Raw genomic sequence first — 20,653 nt, forward strand, 5'->3', positions numbered from 1 at the left:
CATCTCGCACGCCTCGATGAGTTGATTATTACAGCCGATTCGCGTTTTTATCGGATAGATGACAATTATGGAGTTGTTGTTTACGATTGATTTTATAAATACGAAGGCTCTACCGGTCTTCCGAAGAGATAACCTTGGAAATACTCACACCCCATGGAGACAAGTTGCTCATACTGCTCTTCTGTTTCAACACCCTCCGCTATAACCTCGAATCCAAATTTTTGTCCGATAGAGATGATGGTTTCAACGATGATAACATCATTTCTATTACTTGTTAAATCCCGAATAAAGGATTGATCGATTTTGAGTTCATCAATCGGTAGTTGTTTGAGATAAGACAAGGACGAATATCCGGTTCCAAAATCATCAATAGAAAGTGTAAGACCGAGGGCTTTTAGTTGATTTATTTTATCCAAGGCATCTTGTGTATTTTTAATCAATAAACTTTCGGTGAGTTCAAGTCTAAGCCGTTTAGAATCCGCTTTATACTCTTGAAGGATTGCTCTCATAACGGAAACAAAGTCCTCTTTCTCAAATTGTTTGTAACTGATATTGACGGAAATGCGCCAATCTTTTTTAATGGGATCCTCTTCCCATATTTTTAATTGCTGTGCCGCTTCTCGTATAATCCATTCACCTAGAGGGATAATAAGACCGCTCTCTTCTGCAAGAGGGATAAACTCTCCGGGTGAAATCATCCCGTACTCAGGATCGTTCCAACGAAGGAGTGCTTCGACCCCGACGACATGCTGATGGCGATTGACTAAAATTTGATTTTGATAATGCAATGCCATAAAATTATTTTCAATGGCTTTACGCAAACGATTGATCATATGCGCTCTCTCTTCAATCATTTTTTGCAATACAGGATCAAAAAAACGGAATGTATTTCGACCATTTGCTTTTGCATTATGCATAGCACTGTCTGCATATTTCATCAAGTCATCAATGGAATGCTCTGTATCAATGAACATTGCTATTCCGATACTTGCCGATGTTCTAAAGTCATAATCATCAATATAAAAAGGTTTTTCCAACTCGGTAAGAATTTTTTCTGCTACGACTTGAGCATCCGCAGTTGCTTGAATTTTATCCTCTTTAGAGGTATTGATTAAAACAACAAACTCATCGCCCCCAAAACGTGCTACCGTATCGCATTGACGAACAATGTTAAAAATACGTTTGGCCGCTTCTACCAACACAAGATCACCCATACTATGACCTTTAGTATTGTTGATCGTTTTGAAATGATCCAAATCAATGAATAAAATAGCCGCATAGTGTTTGCTTCTATTGGCTTGATGAATCATATTGCTTAAATGGACGGTAAAGAGGAGACGATTCGGTAAGGTAGTCAGGGTATCATAATGGGTAAGATTTTTTAACTCAGATTCTAATTTTTTTTGACTGGTAATATCGATTCCCACTTGTACCTTAGCCAGTTGACCATTTTTCCAACGAATGATACGATCCGTGTAGAGATAATGGTGCTTGTTGATCGTATTTTGATTTTCCCATTCAAAAGAAGTTCCAATCGGAAGTGAAAGTGGATCTACAGACTGTTGTTGCAACGGACAAAAATCACAAGGCCCATTTTGACCAAGCTGTAGCACTCTATAGCATGCTTTTCCCTCGACATCACCGAATGTATTTTTACACCGATCATTTGCATACACTATTTCATAGGTAGTCAAATCAATGACATACACCAATGCTTCAGTGTTATTAATGATGGCTTCCATAGGATCAAACATTTCAATAGCAGGTGTATTACTCATACTTTACCGCTCTGCAGGTAATCGATCGAGAAGTGTAAATAGTTCTTTGCTAGCTGCCTCTGCCGCTTTAAAATCATTTATGATTTTTGTTGACTCACTGCATAACCCTGTTTTGAGACATTTTACCGCATCGATAATATGGTGATGGACTTGGGAATGAGGTTGCGCTATCGCTTTAAAACTTGGTGTATGAGAAAAACGCTCTTTACCGATTCCACTATCGTACCATTTTCCGAGTCGACACTCATGATGGTCGGAAAAATGGGCAGAAGCATTTTCATGAAGCATAGTGATATAGGCATTGGTTTTAAAGAGAAGATGATCGAGTTTGACTAAACCGATAAACGTATTGTCCAACATATGATCGATAGAGCTTGCCATGATCTCCCCATCTTCTGCAAACGTTTTAAGAGTCTCTTCGAAATTTGATGTGAGTCTTTCCGATTCATGGGCAACGGAAGTCATGGTTTCAGAAGATTCTTGAATATTAGAGGACTCTTGTTTGAGGGTATTAATGGTGATTTCAACCTCTTTGGTCGCTTTTTGAGTGCGCTCGGCGAGTTTGCGTACTTCATCGGCAACAACGGCAAACCCGCGTCCGTGTTCTCCAGCACGTGCCGCTTCGATTGCGGCATTGAGTGCCAACAGATTGGTTTGATCGGCAATATCGTTAATAAGCATCATCAATGAGGAGACATCATTAATGCCTCCTGTGAGCCGTTGAACCCCTTCGGTAGATTCGTTGATTGAAATAATAAGTTTTTGTAGATTTTCAGAAATGGCTGAAATGCTTTCTCGTGAACCGAGGGATGAATTTTTGGAATGATCTTGCATCTGATGCAATTGATCGATACTGCCGGAAAAATCTTTTTGAATAATCGGGATATTGTTGGTACAACCGGACAATAATAGATCAATCAGCTCCTCTTTGAGTGAGGACTCTTTTGCTTGTTTCTCTTCACTTAAGGAGCGTTCTTTTAAAATAGAGTTTTCTTCTTCACTCTTTTGCAGAGTCATTTTTAATTGCTGATTTTCTAGTGTTAATAGTTCTATTTGTTTCGTTAATAGCTCTATTTTTGCCTTACCAAACATTCTTCTCCTTTGTAAATAAAAAGCAACATTATACAATATTTGTATCAAAAACAAATTACTAAAGTAATAAAATATAATATTTATGGTTGTTTTATTATAATTAATTATAAGGTAATAGCTAGTGAATAATAAGAAGAATTAATGTTTTTTTGCCCATCTTGGAAAAAAACGGGACGGAGAAAGGATAGGATTGAGGGGAATATGATCCACAAGATATTCTTTGAGCTTTTTAGCTAAATAGGGTGCGAGGACGAAGCCGTATCCGCCAGAACCGTTAATCATTGTCAGGTTCGGATAATAGATATATTCGTTTGGATCAACCCATTGTCCATGGCGAATATGGGGATATTTCTCTAATGTTGCAGCAGCATCGACCAAATTTCCCAGCATCGGAAGATAGTCATTTGAACCGGAGCGTAAACCTGTATAGTCTTTTACGACATTAATCGAATTGAGTAGCAGTGTTTTGGAGGCTTTTTCAAGGAGTATGGCTCTCCCCTGCTCTATCTCATACGGCTCACCGGAAAATGGTGAGTAATGGACATCATGGGTCGCTCCGATGGCAACTATCCCCTCTTGGTTTGTCGGAGAGATCGAGACATGGTGATGGAGTATGCATGGAATGTGTGTGGAGGTCTCTATATCGATTCGATGCCCCCAAATGCCCCGTAAACCGACATAGTCAATGGGGAGAAGTTTCGGATAGGCACCGATGGAGAGGACGAGATGTTTGGCTCTCAGTTCATCGACCTGCCACACATGGTCGTTGTGAATTAGCTTTTCAACCTTGATCGGATAAAAATCGATCCCCTCTGCCATAGCAGTGCAGACACCTTGTGCATCGACGACGGCACCTATGTCAAAATAAATAGAAGATGAGCTTAACGCTTCATCGCTCAGGAAGGTTTGTATCTTATGGGGAATATTCGAGTGTTTTAGATGAGTCTCATACTTGAAGGATTCAACTTTTTCACCCTCTTTCGGGTTATTGGCAATATGAAGAAGCGGTTTTACAAGGGTAAATTTGGGAAAATGGGCTGTGTAAAATTTGAGAGCTTCGGAATGCGCTTCACCCATAATCTCTTTGAGTTCACCCACTTTTGAGATTTTTGGGGAGATAAATGCCCCTGCCGCACCGCTACCGCCCGAAGCGATACCGTCCTGATCGATCAGAGCGACTTTTAAACCTGATTGCGCGAGAGTATAAGCACTACAACAGCCGTTTATCCCTGCACCGATGATGAGGACATCATAAAGTGATATTTTTGATGTCGGCAATCGAATAAATCTCGGCGTAGATCATTCCGACCAATGCTTTGCGGTTGGCGCGGACGCTCAAGTCTTCGGCATTAACCATAACATTGTCGAAGAAGTTGTCCAATGGTGCTTTGAGGGCGAACAACGCATCCAAACGCTCTTCGAGGGTTTCGTAGTTTGCAGAGATCGCAGAGGTTGCGGCAGAGTGTAGATGGCGCTCAGAGTCGTTTTCAAAGAGGGATTCGTTGACGCAGAAGCTTTTGTCCATTGCTTCGTCTTTGAGGATGTTGCTGACCCGTTTAAAGGTGGAGAACGCTTCGATAAACGACTCGGAGGATGCGATAGATGAGACGGCAAGAATTTTACGGTCGATTTCGAGGACGTCAAGCTCTACGTGAGCATCTTTGGCAACGATCGATTGGATGATCGATGGATTAACACCGACATAGGCACCAGCGAGACGTTCGATGATAAAGGTCTCAATGTTCTTTTTGTACTCTTTTCCTTGCGGATAGAGATTTGAGAGTTGATCGATCAAGGTTGAGAAGTTAAGGGGGATTTGGTGTGCTACGGCGATTTTGATAATCCCGTTTACGGCACGGCGAAGGGCGAACGGATCGCGTGAACCCGTAGGGATCTCACCGATACTGAACATACCGATGAGGGTATCGATTTTCATCGACATAGCAACGATGGCGCTGAGCATCGTACTCGGCAATGCACTCTCTTCACCGCTAGGGAGATACTGCTCTTTAATTGCTGTGGCTACTTCGGCGGATTCTCCGAGAGCTAGGGCGTAGTAGTATCCCATAAGTCCCTGAAGCTCGGTAAATTCATACACCATTTCAGACATTAAGTCGGCTTTTGCCAACTCCATTGCACGATCCAAATCAGATGGATTAATATTATCATATATGAGATTTGCGATGGTCGAAGCAACCACTTTTTCACGTTTGATTTTCTCGGCCAATGTCCCCAAACCGTTCATAAAGACAACTTTTTCTAACCCTGCCGTACTCAAACCTTTTTTGAGATCGTTACGGTAAAAGAAAAGTGCATCGGAGAGACGCGGACGGAGAACACGCTGATTTCCCTCGATAACATGGCTGAAATCATCGGTAAGGGCATTGGAAACCACGACAAAAGCATTGATCAGTTTCCCCTCTTTGAAGACAGGGAAATAGCGTTGATGCTCTTTCATTGAGGTGATGATAACCTCAGGCGGGAGTTCGAGGAAACTCTCGTCAAAACTTCCCAAAAGCGGTGTCGGGTGTTCCGTGATGGCGACGACTTCGTCGAGCAAATCCTCGTCAATTTCGATTTTGATGCCGTTCTCACGTTCGAGTGCAGCGAAATTTGCCAAGATGGATTCGCGGCGGCTCTGCGGGTACAGATCAACCGAACCCTCTTTCAGTAAATCGAAATAGTGATGGATAGAATTTACTTTTTTCGCTTCGAAATGGCTGATACGGTGGACATACGTCTCAGAAGAAGAGCGGACACCGAAGAGTTCCATATCGACCAACGCTTCACCAAGTGTGACATTTACCCAGCGGATCGGACGGATAAAGCTCTCATGACTTGATCCCCAGCGCATCGATTTACCGAAGTTAAGGCTTTTGATCCATTGATCAATCATTTCACCCAATATCTCTGTGCTTGAACGACCCGGAATATTTTTACTGAAATAAAGAACCTCTTTACCACCCTTTTCGGAGCGCATAATTTCCTCAAACGCTACACCGCATTTTTTGGCAAAACCCAAAGCCGCAGGGGTAGGAACTCCGTCCTTGATCGCAATCTCCACAGGTGCTCCGAAGAACTCTTCCTCGCGGTCGTCTTGAGAGGTTTTAAATTCTCTGTGCCACAGTACCAAACGGCGCGGCGTGTAATAAAATTCAAATTCACCCAGTAGGGCATTTTTTTCTAATACCGCTACCCATTTTTTTTCAATCTCAGAGAGTTCTTTGAGCAAAGGGACAGCAGGGAGTTCTTCTACACCGATTTCAATCAAAAGAGGTTTTAACATAATCACGTATCCATCAATCATTATTTAAAGGCTGATTTTACCGCTTAGATGGTTAAAAAATGCTGTTGGATGATGGTTGCTTTGGAAAAAATTAATTAAGAGATAAAGTATCCGATTTAGGTCTAGTTAAAAGTTTTGATGTGTACAATGTCTCCATTCATCTTAAATTTCATAAGGAACCAACATGCCAACCATCAATCGTTACGTCGATATCAGTACTGTAGATCGCGAAGCTAAAAAAGATTATATTGATCGTCATTCTCCGTTTATCCACTGTGCGTCAAGTGCTAAAAAAGGGGAGAAATTCGCTGTTACCGTAAAAATGGGGAATGAATATTCTCATCCGGATGATTTCGATCATTTCATCGCGAACATCGCACTTTACAACGGTGAGACGTTGCTTGCTCGTGCTGATTTCGTCCCCGGTACACTCGGAAATGAAAAAAATCATGCGGAAGTGACTTTTAACATCGTTCCAATGGGTAAAAAATTGACCCTTGTTGCTCACGGCTACTGCACCAAACACGGTGTGTGGGAATCAACTCCAGTCGAAGTTGAAGTAGAAGAAGCTTCACAATGCTGCGGCGGCGGACACTGTTCGTAACCGTTTCGTAAATAAATAATTAAAGTCCTTTTTGGGCTTTAACTCTTCACCTATTTTCTCTCCGTAACATAAGAATAACAACTCTTTTAAGGTATCATTGTAAAATTATTTTTAAAGATAGAATGCAAAAATGGGCTATGACATTTTAAACCGCATCAATGTGCTTGTTAAAAAAACGTATTACACGTATGAACGATTTCAAGTGAATGCAACCTTTGCTCTTCTCTACCATGAGAAGCCCTTGAGTGTTGTAGAACTCTCATCTTATGTCCGAATTTCTGATCAGTTAATGCAGTTGGATGAAAATCACTATTTTATTATCTTTTCATTCACGGAGCAGGACAATGCGTTCAAAGCCTCTCAAAATCTCGTTCATAATCTCGATATTCATTTCAAAAATAGTACCAGCTGTGTAGCATTGGATACGTTTGATCCCTCTAAAACATATCAAAATGTTTTAAACCGATTAAAGCAAATTATGACCGAAACACGAAAAAATCCTTATGTCCGAATCGAGACGGAAGATATACTCTATCGTTAGAAAAACCCCTCATACTTTTTCTTTATCTCCTTTTAACCCCTTCTTATTTATACTCTCTTAAATTCAAAGAAGTGAAATCCGTGGACTCTTTTCAAAATCTCGCACTGCTAGAAAATCTTTACCGCTTAAAATCGCTGGGTTATACCTATGTCGATCCGATTACCCCCAATATCCAAACCTCTTTATACTCATTGCCCGATACTCTCGGTGTATTGGGGGAAAGTATATCTCAATGTTATTTGTGTGATCTTAGCAAATCCCGCTCTCAAAGCATGGTGGGCTACGGTGATGCACGTGCAGAGTTGATGTTCATTGATGGATACGTTTCAGCCGCTGAGGATGAAGAAGGCGAATATTATGTCGGAAGATCGGGTGTGATGCTGCGTGATATGATCGAGAAAGTGCTTCACAAAAATGTAGAAAATATTTATTTTACCCATGCAGTCAAATGCAAACCTTTTGGTTTTCAAAATCCTTCTCCCAGCGAGTGTAGCAGTTGTGCACCGTTTTTATCCAAACAAATCGAGTTGATACGACCTCGTATCATAGTGACATTGGGGCCTGATGCGTATCATCTTCTGAGTGGGGACAACGGCGATTTTGAGCGTGTGCGCGGAGAAATTATCACGTTCGGAGACTCTTTGCTGGTACCTATGTATCACCCCTTGTATTTGGTTCGAAACCCTTCACTCAAAAAAGAGGCTATGCGTGATCTGCAAACCATTAAGGCACAGCTGTCATGAAGGGTATCCGAGTCGTTTTTATTCTCTTTTTGCTGTTCTTCGTTGCAGAGGCTAGGACACTCATCATACAAAAGTATTCGGATGTCGTAGATTCGCCGCAAACACTGATTGAGTCAGATGAACCAATAAAAATTGCTATTCTCTCTTCCCCTAAAGTGATCGGTAAATATTCACAAACCCTGTATAACGTTTCAATGGCGACCCTTTTGAGCTTGAAAAATAGCAATTTCGTAATCAAACGGTATGATATGATGGATGAGTCATCCGCTTCGCTCAATGAGGGATTGGAAAAGGTGCGTCACGATGATATCGATGCCATACTCGCCCCGCTTACCATCATCGGAGCTAAAAATTTGATTGCTTTGGATACCCGATTGCCTATCTTCATTCCCACTGTGCATAAACGCGATCTACCATCGGCAGGAGAGAATTTTACCTTCGGCGGGATCGATTATGTGGCTCAGATTGAGGCACTGCTGCCGTATATGTCTGATTCGATCGCTATTTTTTATGACAGCTCCACGGTAGGGACGCAGTTAAAAGTAACAACCGAAGAGGTTTTTTTAGCCCATAAAAGTGAAAAGAAAAAAGTAGCTTCGTATGCGGTTGATACCAAAGGGGATACTATTATTTCCCATCTTGCCAAACCCTCTAAATTTAACAAATCGAGCGTTATCCTCCACATTCCGGTGGTTAAAAGTGCTGTTTTGACTGCGCATATGACCTTTACGGGTGTACAAGAGCGCAATATCCTCTCAACCCAAATCAATATCGACCCAGCCCTTCTGACGCTGACCCAATATGCCGATCGTAAAAATATCATCCTTGCCAATTCCCTCGTTGAATTTCCCGCTAGAATATACGAATCGAATGCGCTGATGAACAATGATATTACGTTTGATTGGATTCAATATACGACGAGTGTGGGGATCGATTATCTTGTCTCAATATTGGATAATTCTCCTAGAGATTATACGATGCGTCTGATCAATAATCAGGTGATCTATCCTGTCGAATTAGTCCGTGCAAAAGAGTATGGTTTTGAACCCCTCACCTCACGCTAACGCGATCTCTCTCGATAGAGTCGGGATATTTAGCCACTTATCCCCTCATCAGCGTAAACAAATAGAGGATATCGGCATCCTTCGCCGCTACAATGAAAGCGAGATTGTATTTTATGAAGGGGAGAAGAGCGACTATTTTCATTTTCTCATAGAGGGTGAAGTCTCTATTTACAAATCAACCGCTTCTAGCGAGACGATGCTGATTCATCGTTTTCAAGCCCCATCCTTGATTGCCGAAGTCGCAACTCTCAAACAAGTCCCCTATCCCGCATCGTGTGAAGTTTTACAACCCGCAATGATTTTAAAAATTGCGCGTGATCCTTTTTTGAATCTTTTACAAAACGATCCCTCTTTGAGCATTGCCCTCATCTCTTCGTTAACTCAAAAAATATCGGCATTGGAGCGTTCGCTTCAACGCCACAGTGCCCCCAACGCTATGGCCAAAGTTGCACGCCTTATTCGTGAAGATTCACAAGCGTTTAAACGTCTCAAAGGGATTGAAATTGCACACTTAATAGGTATTACCCCCGAGACCCTCTCTCGTATGATCAAAAAATTGAAATCCGAGGGTGTTATTTCCGTTTCAAAAAATGAGGGGTTAACCCTTTTACTCCCTAATGAACTCGCTATTTACTGCGGATAATTATTTTCCTTTAAGAGAATCAGTGATAGAGTTAAGGTATCTAGAGATGAGGAGTTTTAAATGGGTAAAAGAGGGATTTCGCTCCTAAAAGGGATCGAAGCACAGACTGTTTATGAATTGCTAAACAAAGCCTATTGTGATGAGTGGCTTGCCTATTATCAATATTTTATTGAAGCAAAAGTGGTCAAAGGTCTGATGAAAGATGCCGCTATCGTTGAACTCACTCAACACGCTGCGGATGAGCTTCGTCATGCGACGATGGTAGCGGATCGGATTATCCAGCTCGGTGGAATTCCTGCCCTCCACCCTGCCGAGTGGCTGACAAATAGTAATTGCGGATACGAGGCTCCGACTGAGCCGGATGTCCGCAAAGTATTGGAACAGGCGATAAAAGGGGAACAGTGCGCTATCGGTGTCTATTCAAATATCCTTGATATAACCCGTGAAAAAGATATTATCACCTATGATCTCGTCTCTCAGATTTTAGCCGACGAGGTTGAGCATGAAGAAGATCTTCAAGCACTGTTTGATGATATTGAAGAGTTTATCGAGCAATTCAAGAAATAATGATGAAATATCGTATTTTCATTACTCTATTGCTTTTTACTCTCTCCCTTGAGGGGGCTAATATACTCGATTTGGTCGGGTTGCTCGACCGAAACGATAATGTGGCATTTCATGAGCGTGTTAAAACCCTCCAAGATGCGAATAGTGCACGTGAAGATAATAATAAAACTATATTGATGTATGCGTGCTGGGTGGGTAATGCTGATGCGGTCAAACATCTCATTTCTAAAGGTGCGGATGTCAATGCACAAGATTCCGGCGGTGCTACCGCTTTGCATCTTGCCGCTTGGAAAGGTTATACTCCGATTGCACTCTACTTGCTTGAAAACGGTGCTTCCGGTCAAAGCGTGAGCAAAGACGGTATGACCCCTTTGGACATCGCCATGATGCAGGGAAATCAGGAAATTGCAGATGCCATTTCTAAATCGGCTCCGAAACTCAAACCGCTATTATAATGCGGCAAGAAATTCCTTCTCAGACGAGGGAATTTTCATCATTTTCCCCGTAAAATCAATATAAACCAATACAATTTTCATCGAAAAAAGCTTCTCTTCACCTCTAAATACTTCCTGTAGAAATGTGAATGAAGCATTCTTCATCTCGATTAATGTCGTTTCTACCTCTAAAATATCCCCGAATTTGGCACTTTTGAGATAATCGGCATCGATGTGCTTGGCAACGAAATGTCCCCCCTCTAAAATCGGAGAACGCCCCGCATCAAAAAAGAGTTGACTTCGCGCCCGTTCGCAAAAATTTAGATAATTTGAGTGGTAGACGACACCGCCGACATCAGTGTCCTCGTAATAAATCCTAATTGTCATTAAAGTCCCTATTTAACGGTGTTTTATCATGTTATATCTGTATTTCATAGAGAGATACGAATATAAAATATATCTACTCTCTATGCCGTCATCATAACACTTTATAAAACGCTATGCAAATCTATTTTATTTTTTAATAGGCTTACATCCATAATGTCCATGTTTACGTAATGAATGTTTTCGGTAAAGAATGACAGGAATAGCTATAGATATCCCGAGTAAAAAGATGATATATAGTATTGAAAAAGTCGTATTCATAAATCCCTTCACATAAAGTAATTCTGCAACCCCAAGCCCAAACCCATAGACTAAACCAAATCCTGCAAAAAATATAGGCGCATAGTCCATAGTGATGGCTTCGGCATCTTTACCATCTGCCCAAGGTTGATTATAAACAACCAAGATACCGGCTTTAATAGCCTTGATATCATAAATCACGTTCCAAAATCCCAATACAGAAGCCAAAATAAATGCTGTCTGTAATACGTCAACCATGTTTACTGCCATATGGGTATGACATAACCAAGCCAAAGAAGATGTTGCACTTCCAAACACAAATCCATGATGGGGTCTAAACCTTCCCAACCGATATTTGGTGTTAAACTCCCACACGTTAAGTACGTTAGTACCGATTCCCGGAACGATATACGCAAAAAGCACCGGTATCAACCATGCGATTAACGTCAGAGTGATATTGCCATCATAGGTATGCCACCAGAGCCAAAAAGAGAGCGGTGTTAATACAATTGGTCCGATGTATTGATAGTAAGTAAAGAATTTTTTATTCATCATTTAAGTCCGAATTTCATATGATGTTTTTTATAAACCTCTTTTCGGAATAGGAGTGCGTAACGGAGAAAATTTGTAGCGCGCCACAAAGATTTTAGATTGGTTTTTACATCGGAAAATCGGTACAGTAATGAGGGGATGCTGTTAAATTGTTCTCGTGCCTCATGACAAGCCCTTGTCAATTCATCAGACGTCATTCGAGTAGGGATATAGGCTGCCTGATTAAACCGATATTCGGGATGAAGCCACCATTTTCCATCATACAAGAGTCGATTTTCGCGTTCAAGCTGCTCGTATAAAGGGGTATTGGGATACGGCATTAAAATATTAAATGCCGCAAATGTAAACTTGTTTTTTCGGGCAAATTCCATCGTCGCCAGTACTGAATCATAGGTGTCATTATCATATCCGAGAGTAAATGCGGCCCAAGTCTGCATGGCATGATCGCGCAGTATTTCTATTTCACGTTCGTAATTTGAAAATCCGCGAATATTCGAAACTTTCTTTGCATCTTTTAAACTCTCCGGCGTAATCGATTCAAAACCCATAACATTACCGATACATCCGCTATCGGCCATCAATTTCATAATCTCCCTGTCTTGAGTAATATCCAAGCTTGCCTGACTGATCCAGTTTATCTTCATCGGTATAAGCTCTTGGCAAAGCTCTTTGAGCGCGTGTTTATGGGAAGCAATATTGTCATCTACAAAGAAAATAAATTTTCGGTCTTGCTCTGCAATCTCTTCTAATACTTCATCGATACAACGTATATAATGTTTTTTATCAAAATAACGGCTGACTGCGCAAAAATTGCATTCATAACGACAACCGCGTGAGAATTGCATCAACGACATGGGGAGATAACCTTTGCCTTTGTACAGATCCCGTCTGGGTTTCACTCCTCCGATTTGACCGATGCCGGGAGGAGCTTTATATACCTTTTGTAGTTTATTGTGTTTAACATCATCAAGAACATGAGCCCATAAGGTTTCTGCATCACCAATAAAAATACTGTCGGCATACTGCCCTACCTCTTCGGGAACCAAAGAAACATGCATCCCCCCCATAATGACAGGAACACCGCGTTCGCGATACTCTGAGGCGATCTCATAGGCGCGCCGTGCTGTATAGGTCTCGACGGTGATAGCAACCAAATCAGTCGGTTCATCATAGGGGATTGATTCCATGCGGTCATCATGCAAAACCACCTCATGTTCATCAGGAGTGAGTCCGGCAAGTACACCGAGCATCAATGGCTCCATACGTCCCTCATCGACATAAAGACTATGTTCAAGGCGTCCGATGGTTGGTTTTATCAAGGTTATTTTCATGCTATTTTCCCAGATGCCGATGATGTTTTTTTAGCACCTCTTTACGCGATACAATGTTAGCTAATGCGACCATAGCAAATCTGAAGAGGTTAAATTTTGTATCGCTGAGTAAAAGCCGATATGCTATGGAATTCCATGAATAAAACTGTTTTTTAGCCTCGAAACATTTTTCGGAAAACTCATCATGGCTCATCGCTTTGGGTGAAAAAATAGCGTCACCGTAACGATACGATGAATCTTGCCACCACAGTTCATGGATGAGCCGCCCTTCACTCTTGAGCCGATCATAAAGTGCTGATCCGGGAGTCGGGGTCAACGGATTGAAATTGGCGATTTCCAGTTTTGCTTCGAGTGCAAACGCCAAACTTTTTTCGATGAGCTCGGGAGTGTCTTGATCATAACCGAATACAAAAGTACCATAAACGGCCATCCCCCTTCTATGAAATTTTTTGACAATTTCAAGGTAATCACCACTCACCTTGTTCCAACTTTTCCCCATCTGCTTTAGATTCTCCTCACTGAGCGATTCAAAGCCGATGAGAACAAAAATACATCCCGATTCCGCCAAACGGTCCAGCAGTGCATCATCCCGTGCCGCATCGATACTGATTTGACATGACCATCTGAGATTAAGGGGTGTGATGGCATCAAGGAGTGCGTAAAGCTCTTTTTTCGAGCTGAAAAGATTATCATCCACAAAGAAAAGGAGCTTTTTTCTATCCAAAGTGGCAATTTCTTCTACAATGTTTTGAACCGGTCGAACCCGCACGCTGTTTTTATAAAAAGCATCAATCGAACAAAATTCGCAGGTAAACCTGCATCCACGACTGTATTGCACCAACTCTACAGGAATATATTTTTTACCCTTGAAGATAGTGCGATTGATTCGATAATCATCCAAAGAGTGTCCATTGCCTCCACTATAGCGCTGTTGAAGATTTCCCTCTTTAAAATCATTCAGTAACTTTTCCCAGCACTCTTCTGCATCACCTATTACAATGGCATCCGCATGTTCAAGGACCTCGTCACTCATTAGTGTCGGATGGTATCCTCCCATTATGACAGGCACTCCCCTGCTTCGATACCCTTTGGCTATTTCGTATGCCCTGCGTGCGGTAAACGTTTCGACACTTAGTGCCACTAAATCAGGAGTGTCGTCTTCAGGAATACTTTCAATACGATCGTCAAAAAAGCGAATTTCAATATCGCTAGGGGTACGTGCAGCCAAGATCGCGATAGAGAGTGGTGGCAATGCATCGTTTGAGCGATAATCGCCCATGTTTGGACGTATAAGCGTTATGCGTTTTAGTTTCATAAAAGTGCCACTTCAGGTTGTATTATTTGCTCAGAGGTATTCGTGTATTGATCATCTCCATTGAGCGTTACTACCTCGATCTGCGTTCGGTAGATTTCAGGCTTAAGAGTGTGCTTTAGAATCGGTAATAGTACATGGTGTGAGGATATCCCCATCACACAACTTGTCGCCCCTTTTGCACGGGCTATATAAGCAGCTTCTTTGAGCACGTTGATGGCCAAAACCGTGTCATCGGTATCGCAAGCGAAAAAAGCAATATAAAGATGTTCCAATGCTTTTCCAACCTGAGGCAATTCCACCCGTTTCGTCATTCGAGCATACCCATTGTAAAGTATTCGTAAATGCTTCAGCGGTGCTTTATATCCTTTTACAACACTCTGTTTAAACGCCCGTTGATCCCAAAGAGCGAAACAGCAACGTAGCACTCCCTTTTTATCTCTCAATAGCCAAAAATCACGGATACCCAATCCTGGAAGTCCGGCAGTATTTTGCAGCCATTCCTCACTCAAATACGGGGATAACTGGTAGGATGAGGCTCTCTTATTGTAATAAGAGACAATATCTGAAATATCTTCTGAGCTGGCCTGAACCAGTTTTCCTCTATTTTTTCCTTGATGAACCGAAAAAATCATTGTTGTCATCTCACCTACAGGCGAATAACAGGGCATCCCGCTCATATTTGCTTCGAGTAATCTACGCGCTGTAGTGTTTTCACTGGCAATGCTTGTAAAATAAAATGGCACCGTCGCACGTAAAGGGACGATTTTCTTTATGGCTTCATATCCATGCTTGATATAGTGGATTTTATGCCTAAATTCAGAGGCAACACGTAATCCTCCAAGATATCCGATCCTTTCAGCTTTGCCGTCAATATGAACCGGCAGATATGAACACGAATACATACCGATAATATTCTCTTCAACAATGGCATCATGGGCGATAAGAGCATACGTTTCCCCCATCAATGATGCACCATCAAAATAAGACGGTTCACGCTCCGTGGAAATATTGACCCACGATTTCATAGGGTTCTCATGCAGGAGACGTTTTAGAGTCGCATCGTCTTTAGGCGCAGCGAGACGATAAAGTGTATTCTTGTTGCAGTACTCTGCCATTATCGCTCTACCCTCAGCAATTCACCCTTCCAGTTTTCATCCCCTAGTGGATAACCATTTCGGTTGCTGACATCCTTGCGATGCATAAAGTTAATCGGTAAATAGTTGCGTAGCATGAATCCATCGCTTCGATTTGCTTTACCGAAAACCCGCTTGAAAATACTCGAAAAACTGTAAAATTTACGACGTGCATCGACACATTGGCGGGTCACTTCTTCAGGCAGCATATTGCGAGGAAAGAACGGTAAATCGTTATAGCGGTAATTATCATCAAGCCACCATTGTTTAAACCTCAATCGCCCCTGTATTTCAAGCTGAGTATAGAGTGGAGTACTGGGAAAGGGTGTCAAATGATTAAAGGCCGCTATATAAAACTGATGCTCTTGTGCAAAATCTACCGCCTCATCAAATGAATCCATCGTATCGTGGTCATAGCCAAAGACAAATGTGGCGTAAATGCGGATGTTATGCCGACGAAGATTTTCAAGGGCTTTAGAATACCCCCCATGCATCGTGTTGAAGCTTTTGTTCATCAATTTGAGGTTTTTTTCATCCAGACTTTCAAATCCAATCAGAACCCCTTTACAACCACTTTCATTCAGTAGTGACAAAAGTTCATCATCAAATGCTCCATCGATACTCATCTGGGTAATCCATCGGATTTTAAGCGGTACCAGTGCGCGTAAAAGTTCTTTTGCCTCTTTGATATTGCCGATAAAATTATCATCCACGAAGAAGAAAATATTTTTCTCTTTTTTAAGCGATTCTATCTCTGTGATGATATCCTCAATCGGTCGTGTGCGGTGGGTGCTCTCAAAATAAGATTGAATAGCACAAAATTCACATGAAAACCGGCAACCTCTCCCCGTCTCCACTAAGCCTATTGGGAGATAACGTTTCCCTTTAAATATAGAACGGTCTAGTCGTATATCCGCTAACGAGGGGCGTTCATCGCTTTTGTAGCGTTGTTTCAATCTTCCATTTTTCAGATCCGAAATAACCTCTTTCCAAATCGTTTCCGCTTCTCCGATAAGGACTGTATCGGCGTACTGTTCTACTTCATCAGGAAGCAGCGTTGCATGAAATCCTCCCATTATGACCGGTATATTTCGTTTACGATATTCACTTGCTATTTGATAAGCCCGCTTGGCTGTGTAGGTTTCAACGGAAATAGCCACAGCGTCAGTAGAGTTATCAAAAGGAATTTTATCCATACGATCATCATAAAAACTAATCTCGACATCATCAGGAGTTAATCCGGCAATAGCAGCTGCAGGTAGAGGTTCCATCTGCCAAGAACGAATATATCGTTCATTTTTAATATGCCCTATTGCCGGATGAATGATCGTAATATGCATAGCTCTCAACGCTTCATCGTTTTAATCTCAGTCCCAAATCCGGCTAGCGGGTTGGGCATCATAGATTGAATATGCCAATCGCAGTTATAGAACTTATCAAGATTGTTGGCATAAAATCGATACCCAAGATTTGAGGTAATGGCGAGGGGTTGAAAGTTCTTCGCTTGCCATAAACGTTTAGCGATATTTGAATACGTATATGTTTTTTTCCATGCCCGTTCATGCCCAAGAAGAAGTTCTTCCACGCTCATTTGCTTTGGTTCGAATACGACATGCTGACCGTCATATAATTCCCAATCACGAGTCAAAATTCGCCCTTCATCATTGAGTCTTTGATACAACGGAGTCCCCGGAAAAGGGGTAAGCACAGCATAACGAGGCAAATCGATACCGGTTTCGAGGACAAACTCAACTGTTTCATCAAAAACATCGATCGAATCATTATCAAGACCAAAAACAAAACACCCCTGTATAGAGATACCCAGCCCATGCAGTTTTTTGATGAGATCATAATAATTGACCGATGCGTTAAATTGCTTATGCGTCTCTTTTAAGCTCGTTTCTGAAACCGTCTCAAGACCCAAAAGCAACCCTTTGCATCCGCTTCGTGCCATCAGTTCCAATAGATGATCATCATGCGCAATCAGCACCGTAGATAATCCGAACCATTGTATATTCAACGGTATCAACTGTGTAAAAAGCTCTGTTGCGTACGCCTTATCGGAAATTAGATTCAAATCCACAAAAATAATCTTCTTTTGCCCCAGCTGTTTAATATCTTCGATTACCCAGTCTACAGGGTGCTGATACTGTTTGCTTCCCCATGCACTAGGTGCTACACAAAAATCACAATGATGGGCGCAAGAACGTGTTGCTTCAAAAACAGCTTGGGTTAAAAATGAGTGTTTATTAAAAAGTTCACGCTTAGGAAACGGAGAGCCATCCAGGGTAAACGTACTGTCTTGATCATATCTATGTTTTGGTTGTTTCTCTTTAAAATCTCGTAACAATTGCGGCCAGCTCTGTTCGGCATAACCGACGCAAATAGCATCGGCATGTTCAGCCGCTTCTTCGGGAACCAAGGTGACATGTGGACCACCCAATACCACGAATATCCCTTGTTGTCTGAATTGTGCGGCCAGTTCATAACTCCGTTTTGCCGTACCGGTAATCACCGTCATTCCGACGATGTCAGCTTCAAGATTTTCGGGAATAACCTGAATACTCTCATCAATCAGTTGAATCTTGGCATTAAGCTCTTCAGGTACCAATGCGGCCAACGTCGTCAACGTTAAGGGCTGATAGCGTAGAGATTTTTTAAAAATACCCCCTCTATGTCGATAGAGTGGTCCTTTGGGAGAGATCAGTACTATTTTCATTTTATATTCCCTCTAATAATCCGAAGCCACTCATCATCGCTGTTTAATGAGGGTATTTTTATATCCCCGACTCGGCTACCGGTATTGGTTTTATACTCGATATACAAGAGCATTGCATCTTTTATGATAAGAGGCTCTAATGATCCCAATTGACCTATTTTTCGCGCATACGCATACTGTGGATTCTCCATCAGTTTTGTTTCCACCTCTATTGTTTTATCAGGGGTATTTGCTAAATCACTCAGAAGAATATAATGAGGATCGATCCTCTTATCTGGTATTAGCATTGAAAAGCCACCAACGCTTTGTAATGCATTTCGAACAAAACCCTCGTTCAACTTTTCACCAACCATATCAGAAACAATCCCTTTTCTTCCCACAAAACGCAATATAGGCAGAGCGTTTTCATATCCTTCACACTGGAGCATATCCCCCGTCCGGTAACGATAGAGTCCACCGGAAGTGGTTAGAATAATTTCGTAGATTTTATCGGTTGCAAGCTCATGTGCTAAATAATTATCTCCATTAACATCTATAAACTCATAAAACCCAGAAGCCGGTGAAAGCAATGGTAATCCATCCGCATTTGGCATCGTGACGACACCCTCTGTAGAGATCAAACCTTTCGGCTGAAAGGAGGCATGAGGAAATCGATGCTTCAAGCGTTCAAAAAACGGTCTCGATGAGCCGTCTTGCCAGCAACTGATTAGTTTAATCTGCGGCCAAAGCGTCGCACTCTCTTTATTCATCAAATAATTCCGCAATCGCTCGCAAGCATTCCCATCAGAATATAATACATGCTCATCGATCATACCCCCTTTTGTAAAAAGGTCTAAAAGCTCATCAGAACGTTCTTCGAGAACTTCCATAAGCATCAATAAATATGTTGGGCTCCAAACGGAAATTAGCTCAAGTTCCCTGCACTGTACCAACCAATACAATGTGGCCAATTGCCATTTATCGACGTCATACAGTTCTCCTACCCATGATGGAACAACTGGCGAATCATTAAAAGTTTCGCTGGCAATATCTCCCAAGTATTCTGCATCCGATACACCGATTTTAATCCCACCATCGGTAGTAGTAGCACGCCGCAAGGCAGGACTGATAGACCAATAAGTAGCTTTTCCGCTAATGCCGTATCGCTGCGAAATATCGTATAACCACGGTAAAATCGCACTCTGAAAATCTTTAAAGCTTTTCTCACTGTAGGGGATTAGTTTTCCCCCACTTGTACTGCCTCCGGTCACTTCAAAGGCAGCTGGAACTCCTTGAAACAATACATCTGCTTCCCCTGCCGCAATCCGCTTTATCGATGGTTCAATAGTTTCATAATCAACCATCGGTACATACTCTTGATACATTTTAATGCTACTTATTTCTTCAAATCGATAATCTCGCCCATAACGGCTCATAGCATTACATTTTAGACATTCCATAAGCCATTCATCTTGACTCTTTCGCAATGAATCCATACCTGCTGCTTGGTTCAAGCGGTTTTCTCCGTACTGTATGACTGAAGCATCCGCTTGGTAAAAGGTCTAAGATTTGTATCATCAAAGTCACAAATACAGGCGAGTTCATCCCCTTCCCCGTACTTCGGATTACGTTCCAAAAAGAACTGCACCGAAGGCTTCATCGTCTCATTTTTCAATGGTAAAACAAAATCACTTTTTAGATGTCCGCGAGAGCGCTCATAGGCAATAATACCGCTGTTTCTATCGTAAAATTCACCAAATTTGTCTTCTGCAAGAAAATCCAAAAGCGGTTTTAAATCACTACGGTCGATGGACCAGTGAGGATAAAACGATTTAGTAAATGCCGGTAAGTACTTATATGTTCGATGCCCCTTAACGATTAGAAACCAATAGATCGGTTTCAGTGGCACCGCCCGTTTTAATTCACCGATAAAACGTATCCATGCAAAAGCCAGGGTCTGCTGCCCCCAGTGTTCATGATGAACAATCGTATCCCCTGAATATATAACACTAATCAGTCGATCGTCCCATATACGATCATAGAGTTCAAATGTCGTAAATCCGACCATTACATCCTCATGAAACAACAACAAAATTTGTGTCTTTTTTTTCAAATCAGACACTACTATTGATTGATCTGAACCATCGTAATAACAAAGATACAACGTTGCAATAGCACTTATTTCATCTTCCGATAATGAGTGAATATCTCTAAAACAGGTAGAATATTGATGCATTAACACACGAGC

20 protein-coding genes are annotated in these 20,653 nt (G+C 41.7%); 7 read left to right on the forward strand and 13 right to left on the reverse strand.

All coding sequences use genetic code 11. The features are described from left to right. Positions 1–92 precede the first annotated feature (92 nt). From A2517_RS10010 to glyS, 4 genes are all read right to left on the reverse strand, one after another. A complete protein-coding gene (locus A2517_RS10010; protein ID WP_294896611.1) occupies positions 93–1,778 on the reverse strand; it encodes an EAL domain-containing protein in 1,686 nt (561 codons plus the stop codon). 3 nt (positions 1,779–1,781) lie between these two features. Continuing rightward, positions 1,782–2,870, reverse strand: a complete 1,089-nt coding sequence (locus A2517_RS10015; RefSeq protein ID WP_294896613.1) for a methyl-accepting chemotaxis protein — start codon at positions 2,868–2,870, stop codon at positions 1,782–1,784. A 138-nt stretch (positions 2,871–3,008) separates the two neighbouring features. Then, positions 3,009–4,148: an FAD-binding oxidoreductase gene (locus A2517_RS10020; RefSeq protein WP_294896615.1), complete on the reverse strand. Its 1,140-nt coding sequence runs from the start codon at positions 4,146–4,148 to the stop codon at positions 3,009–3,011. Continuing rightward, positions 4,120–6,156: a glycine--tRNA ligase subunit beta gene (glyS, locus tag A2517_RS10025; protein WP_294896617.1), complete on the reverse strand. Its 2,037-nt coding sequence runs from the start codon at positions 6,154–6,156 to the stop codon at positions 4,120–4,122. Before glyS ends, A2517_RS10020 begins: the two co-directional genes overlap by 29 nt. A gap of 184 nt (positions 6,157–6,340) precedes the next feature. On the opposite strand from glyS, the gene A2517_RS10030 reads away from it, so the two are divergent. The 7 genes from A2517_RS10030 to A2517_RS10060 all read left to right on the forward strand — a co-directional run bounded on the left by A2517_RS10030 (position 6,341) and on the right by A2517_RS10060 (position 10,773). Continuing rightward, positions 6,341–6,760 (forward strand): class II SORL domain-containing protein, encoded by a 420-nt coding sequence (locus A2517_RS10030; RefSeq protein WP_294896619.1) that lies wholly within the window; start codon positions 6,341–6,343, stop codon positions 6,758–6,760. Between the two features lie 130 nt (positions 6,761–6,890). Beyond that, entirely contained in the window at positions 6,891–7,301 is a 411-nt protein-coding gene (locus tag A2517_RS10035; RefSeq protein WP_294896621.1) for a hypothetical protein, read from the forward strand. An 80-nt stretch (positions 7,302–7,381) separates the two neighbouring features. Then, complete coding sequence (locus A2517_RS10040) at positions 7,382–8,044, forward strand: uracil-DNA glycosylase (protein WP_294896622.1); 663 nt, start codon at positions 7,382–7,384, stop codon at positions 8,042–8,044. After that, a complete protein-coding gene (locus A2517_RS10045; RefSeq protein ID WP_294896624.1) occupies positions 8,041–9,108 on the forward strand; it encodes a hypothetical protein in 1,068 nt (355 codons plus the stop codon). Before A2517_RS10040 ends, A2517_RS10045 begins: the two co-directional genes overlap by 4 nt. Next, complete coding sequence (locus A2517_RS10050; protein WP_294896626.1) at positions 9,086–9,751, forward strand: Crp/Fnr family transcriptional regulator; 666 nt, start codon at positions 9,086–9,088, stop codon at positions 9,749–9,751. Before A2517_RS10045 ends, A2517_RS10050 begins: the two co-directional genes overlap by 23 nt. A 60-nt stretch (positions 9,752–9,811) precedes the next feature. Next, positions 9,812–10,318 carry a ferritin-like domain-containing protein gene (locus A2517_RS10055; RefSeq protein WP_294896628.1) on the forward strand — a complete coding sequence of 169 codons (507 nt, stop codon included), beginning with the start codon at positions 9,812–9,814 and terminating at the stop codon, positions 10,316–10,318. Then, a complete protein-coding gene (locus tag A2517_RS10060) occupies positions 10,318–10,773 on the forward strand; it encodes an ankyrin repeat domain-containing protein (RefSeq protein ID WP_294896630.1) in 456 nt (151 codons plus the stop codon). The genes A2517_RS10055 and A2517_RS10060 overlap by 1 nt, the downstream gene beginning before the upstream one ends. Here the strand turns inward: A2517_RS10060 and A2517_RS10065 are convergent. From A2517_RS10065 to A2517_RS10105, 9 genes are all read right to left on the reverse strand, one after another. Next, positions 10,768–11,139, reverse strand: coding sequence for a YbgC/FadM family acyl-CoA thioesterase (locus tag A2517_RS10065; protein ID WP_294896632.1), 372 nt, complete (start codon positions 11,137–11,139; stop codon positions 10,768–10,770). The genes A2517_RS10060 and A2517_RS10065 overlap by 6 nt on opposite strands. A 126-nt stretch (positions 11,140–11,265) precedes the next feature. After that, the gene (locus A2517_RS10070) at positions 11,266–11,931 is read right to left on the reverse strand and encodes a hypothetical protein (protein WP_294896634.1); all 666 of its coding nucleotides are present in this window, start codon (positions 11,929–11,931) and stop codon (positions 11,266–11,268) included. Next, positions 11,928–13,259, reverse strand: coding sequence for a radical SAM protein (locus A2517_RS10075; protein ID WP_294896636.1), 1,332 nt, complete (start codon positions 13,257–13,259; stop codon positions 11,928–11,930). The genes A2517_RS10070 and A2517_RS10075 overlap by 4 nt, the downstream gene beginning before the upstream one ends. A 1-nt stretch (position 13,260) precedes the next feature. Beyond that, positions 13,261–14,574 (reverse strand): radical SAM protein, encoded by a 1,314-nt coding sequence (locus tag A2517_RS10080; RefSeq protein ID WP_294896638.1) that lies wholly within the window; start codon positions 14,572–14,574, stop codon positions 13,261–13,263. Further along, positions 14,571–15,689, reverse strand: a complete 1,119-nt coding sequence (locus A2517_RS10085; RefSeq protein WP_294896640.1) for a hypothetical protein — start codon at positions 15,687–15,689, stop codon at positions 14,571–14,573. Before A2517_RS10085 ends, A2517_RS10080 begins: the two co-directional genes overlap by 4 nt. Further along, entirely contained in the window at positions 15,689–17,047 is a 1,359-nt protein-coding gene (locus tag A2517_RS10090) for a radical SAM protein (RefSeq protein ID WP_294896642.1), read from the reverse strand. The genes A2517_RS10085 and A2517_RS10090 overlap by 1 nt, the downstream gene beginning before the upstream one ends. Before the next feature lie 5 nt (positions 17,048–17,052). Continuing rightward, positions 17,053–18,426 carry a radical SAM protein gene (locus tag A2517_RS10095; protein ID WP_294896645.1) on the reverse strand — a complete coding sequence of 458 codons (1,374 nt, stop codon included), beginning with the start codon at positions 18,424–18,426 and terminating at the stop codon, positions 17,053–17,055. Then, positions 18,423–19,919, reverse strand: a complete 1,497-nt coding sequence (locus A2517_RS10100; RefSeq protein WP_294896647.1) for a GH3 auxin-responsive promoter family protein — start codon at positions 19,917–19,919, stop codon at positions 18,423–18,425. Before A2517_RS10100 ends, A2517_RS10095 begins: the two co-directional genes overlap by 4 nt. Then, complete coding sequence (locus A2517_RS10105) at positions 19,916–20,641, reverse strand: hypothetical protein (RefSeq protein WP_294896649.1); 726 nt, start codon at positions 20,639–20,641, stop codon at positions 19,916–19,918. Before A2517_RS10105 ends, A2517_RS10100 begins: the two co-directional genes overlap by 4 nt. Between the last annotated feature and the right edge of the window lie 12 nt (positions 20,642–20,653).

It is taken from the genome of Sulfuricurvum sp. RIFOXYD12_FULL_44_77, assembly GCF_001830725.1.
In the GTDB taxonomy this organism is placed as follows: Bacteria; Campylobacterota; Campylobacteria; order Campylobacterales; family Sulfurimonadaceae; genus Sulfuricurvum; species Sulfuricurvum kujiense_A.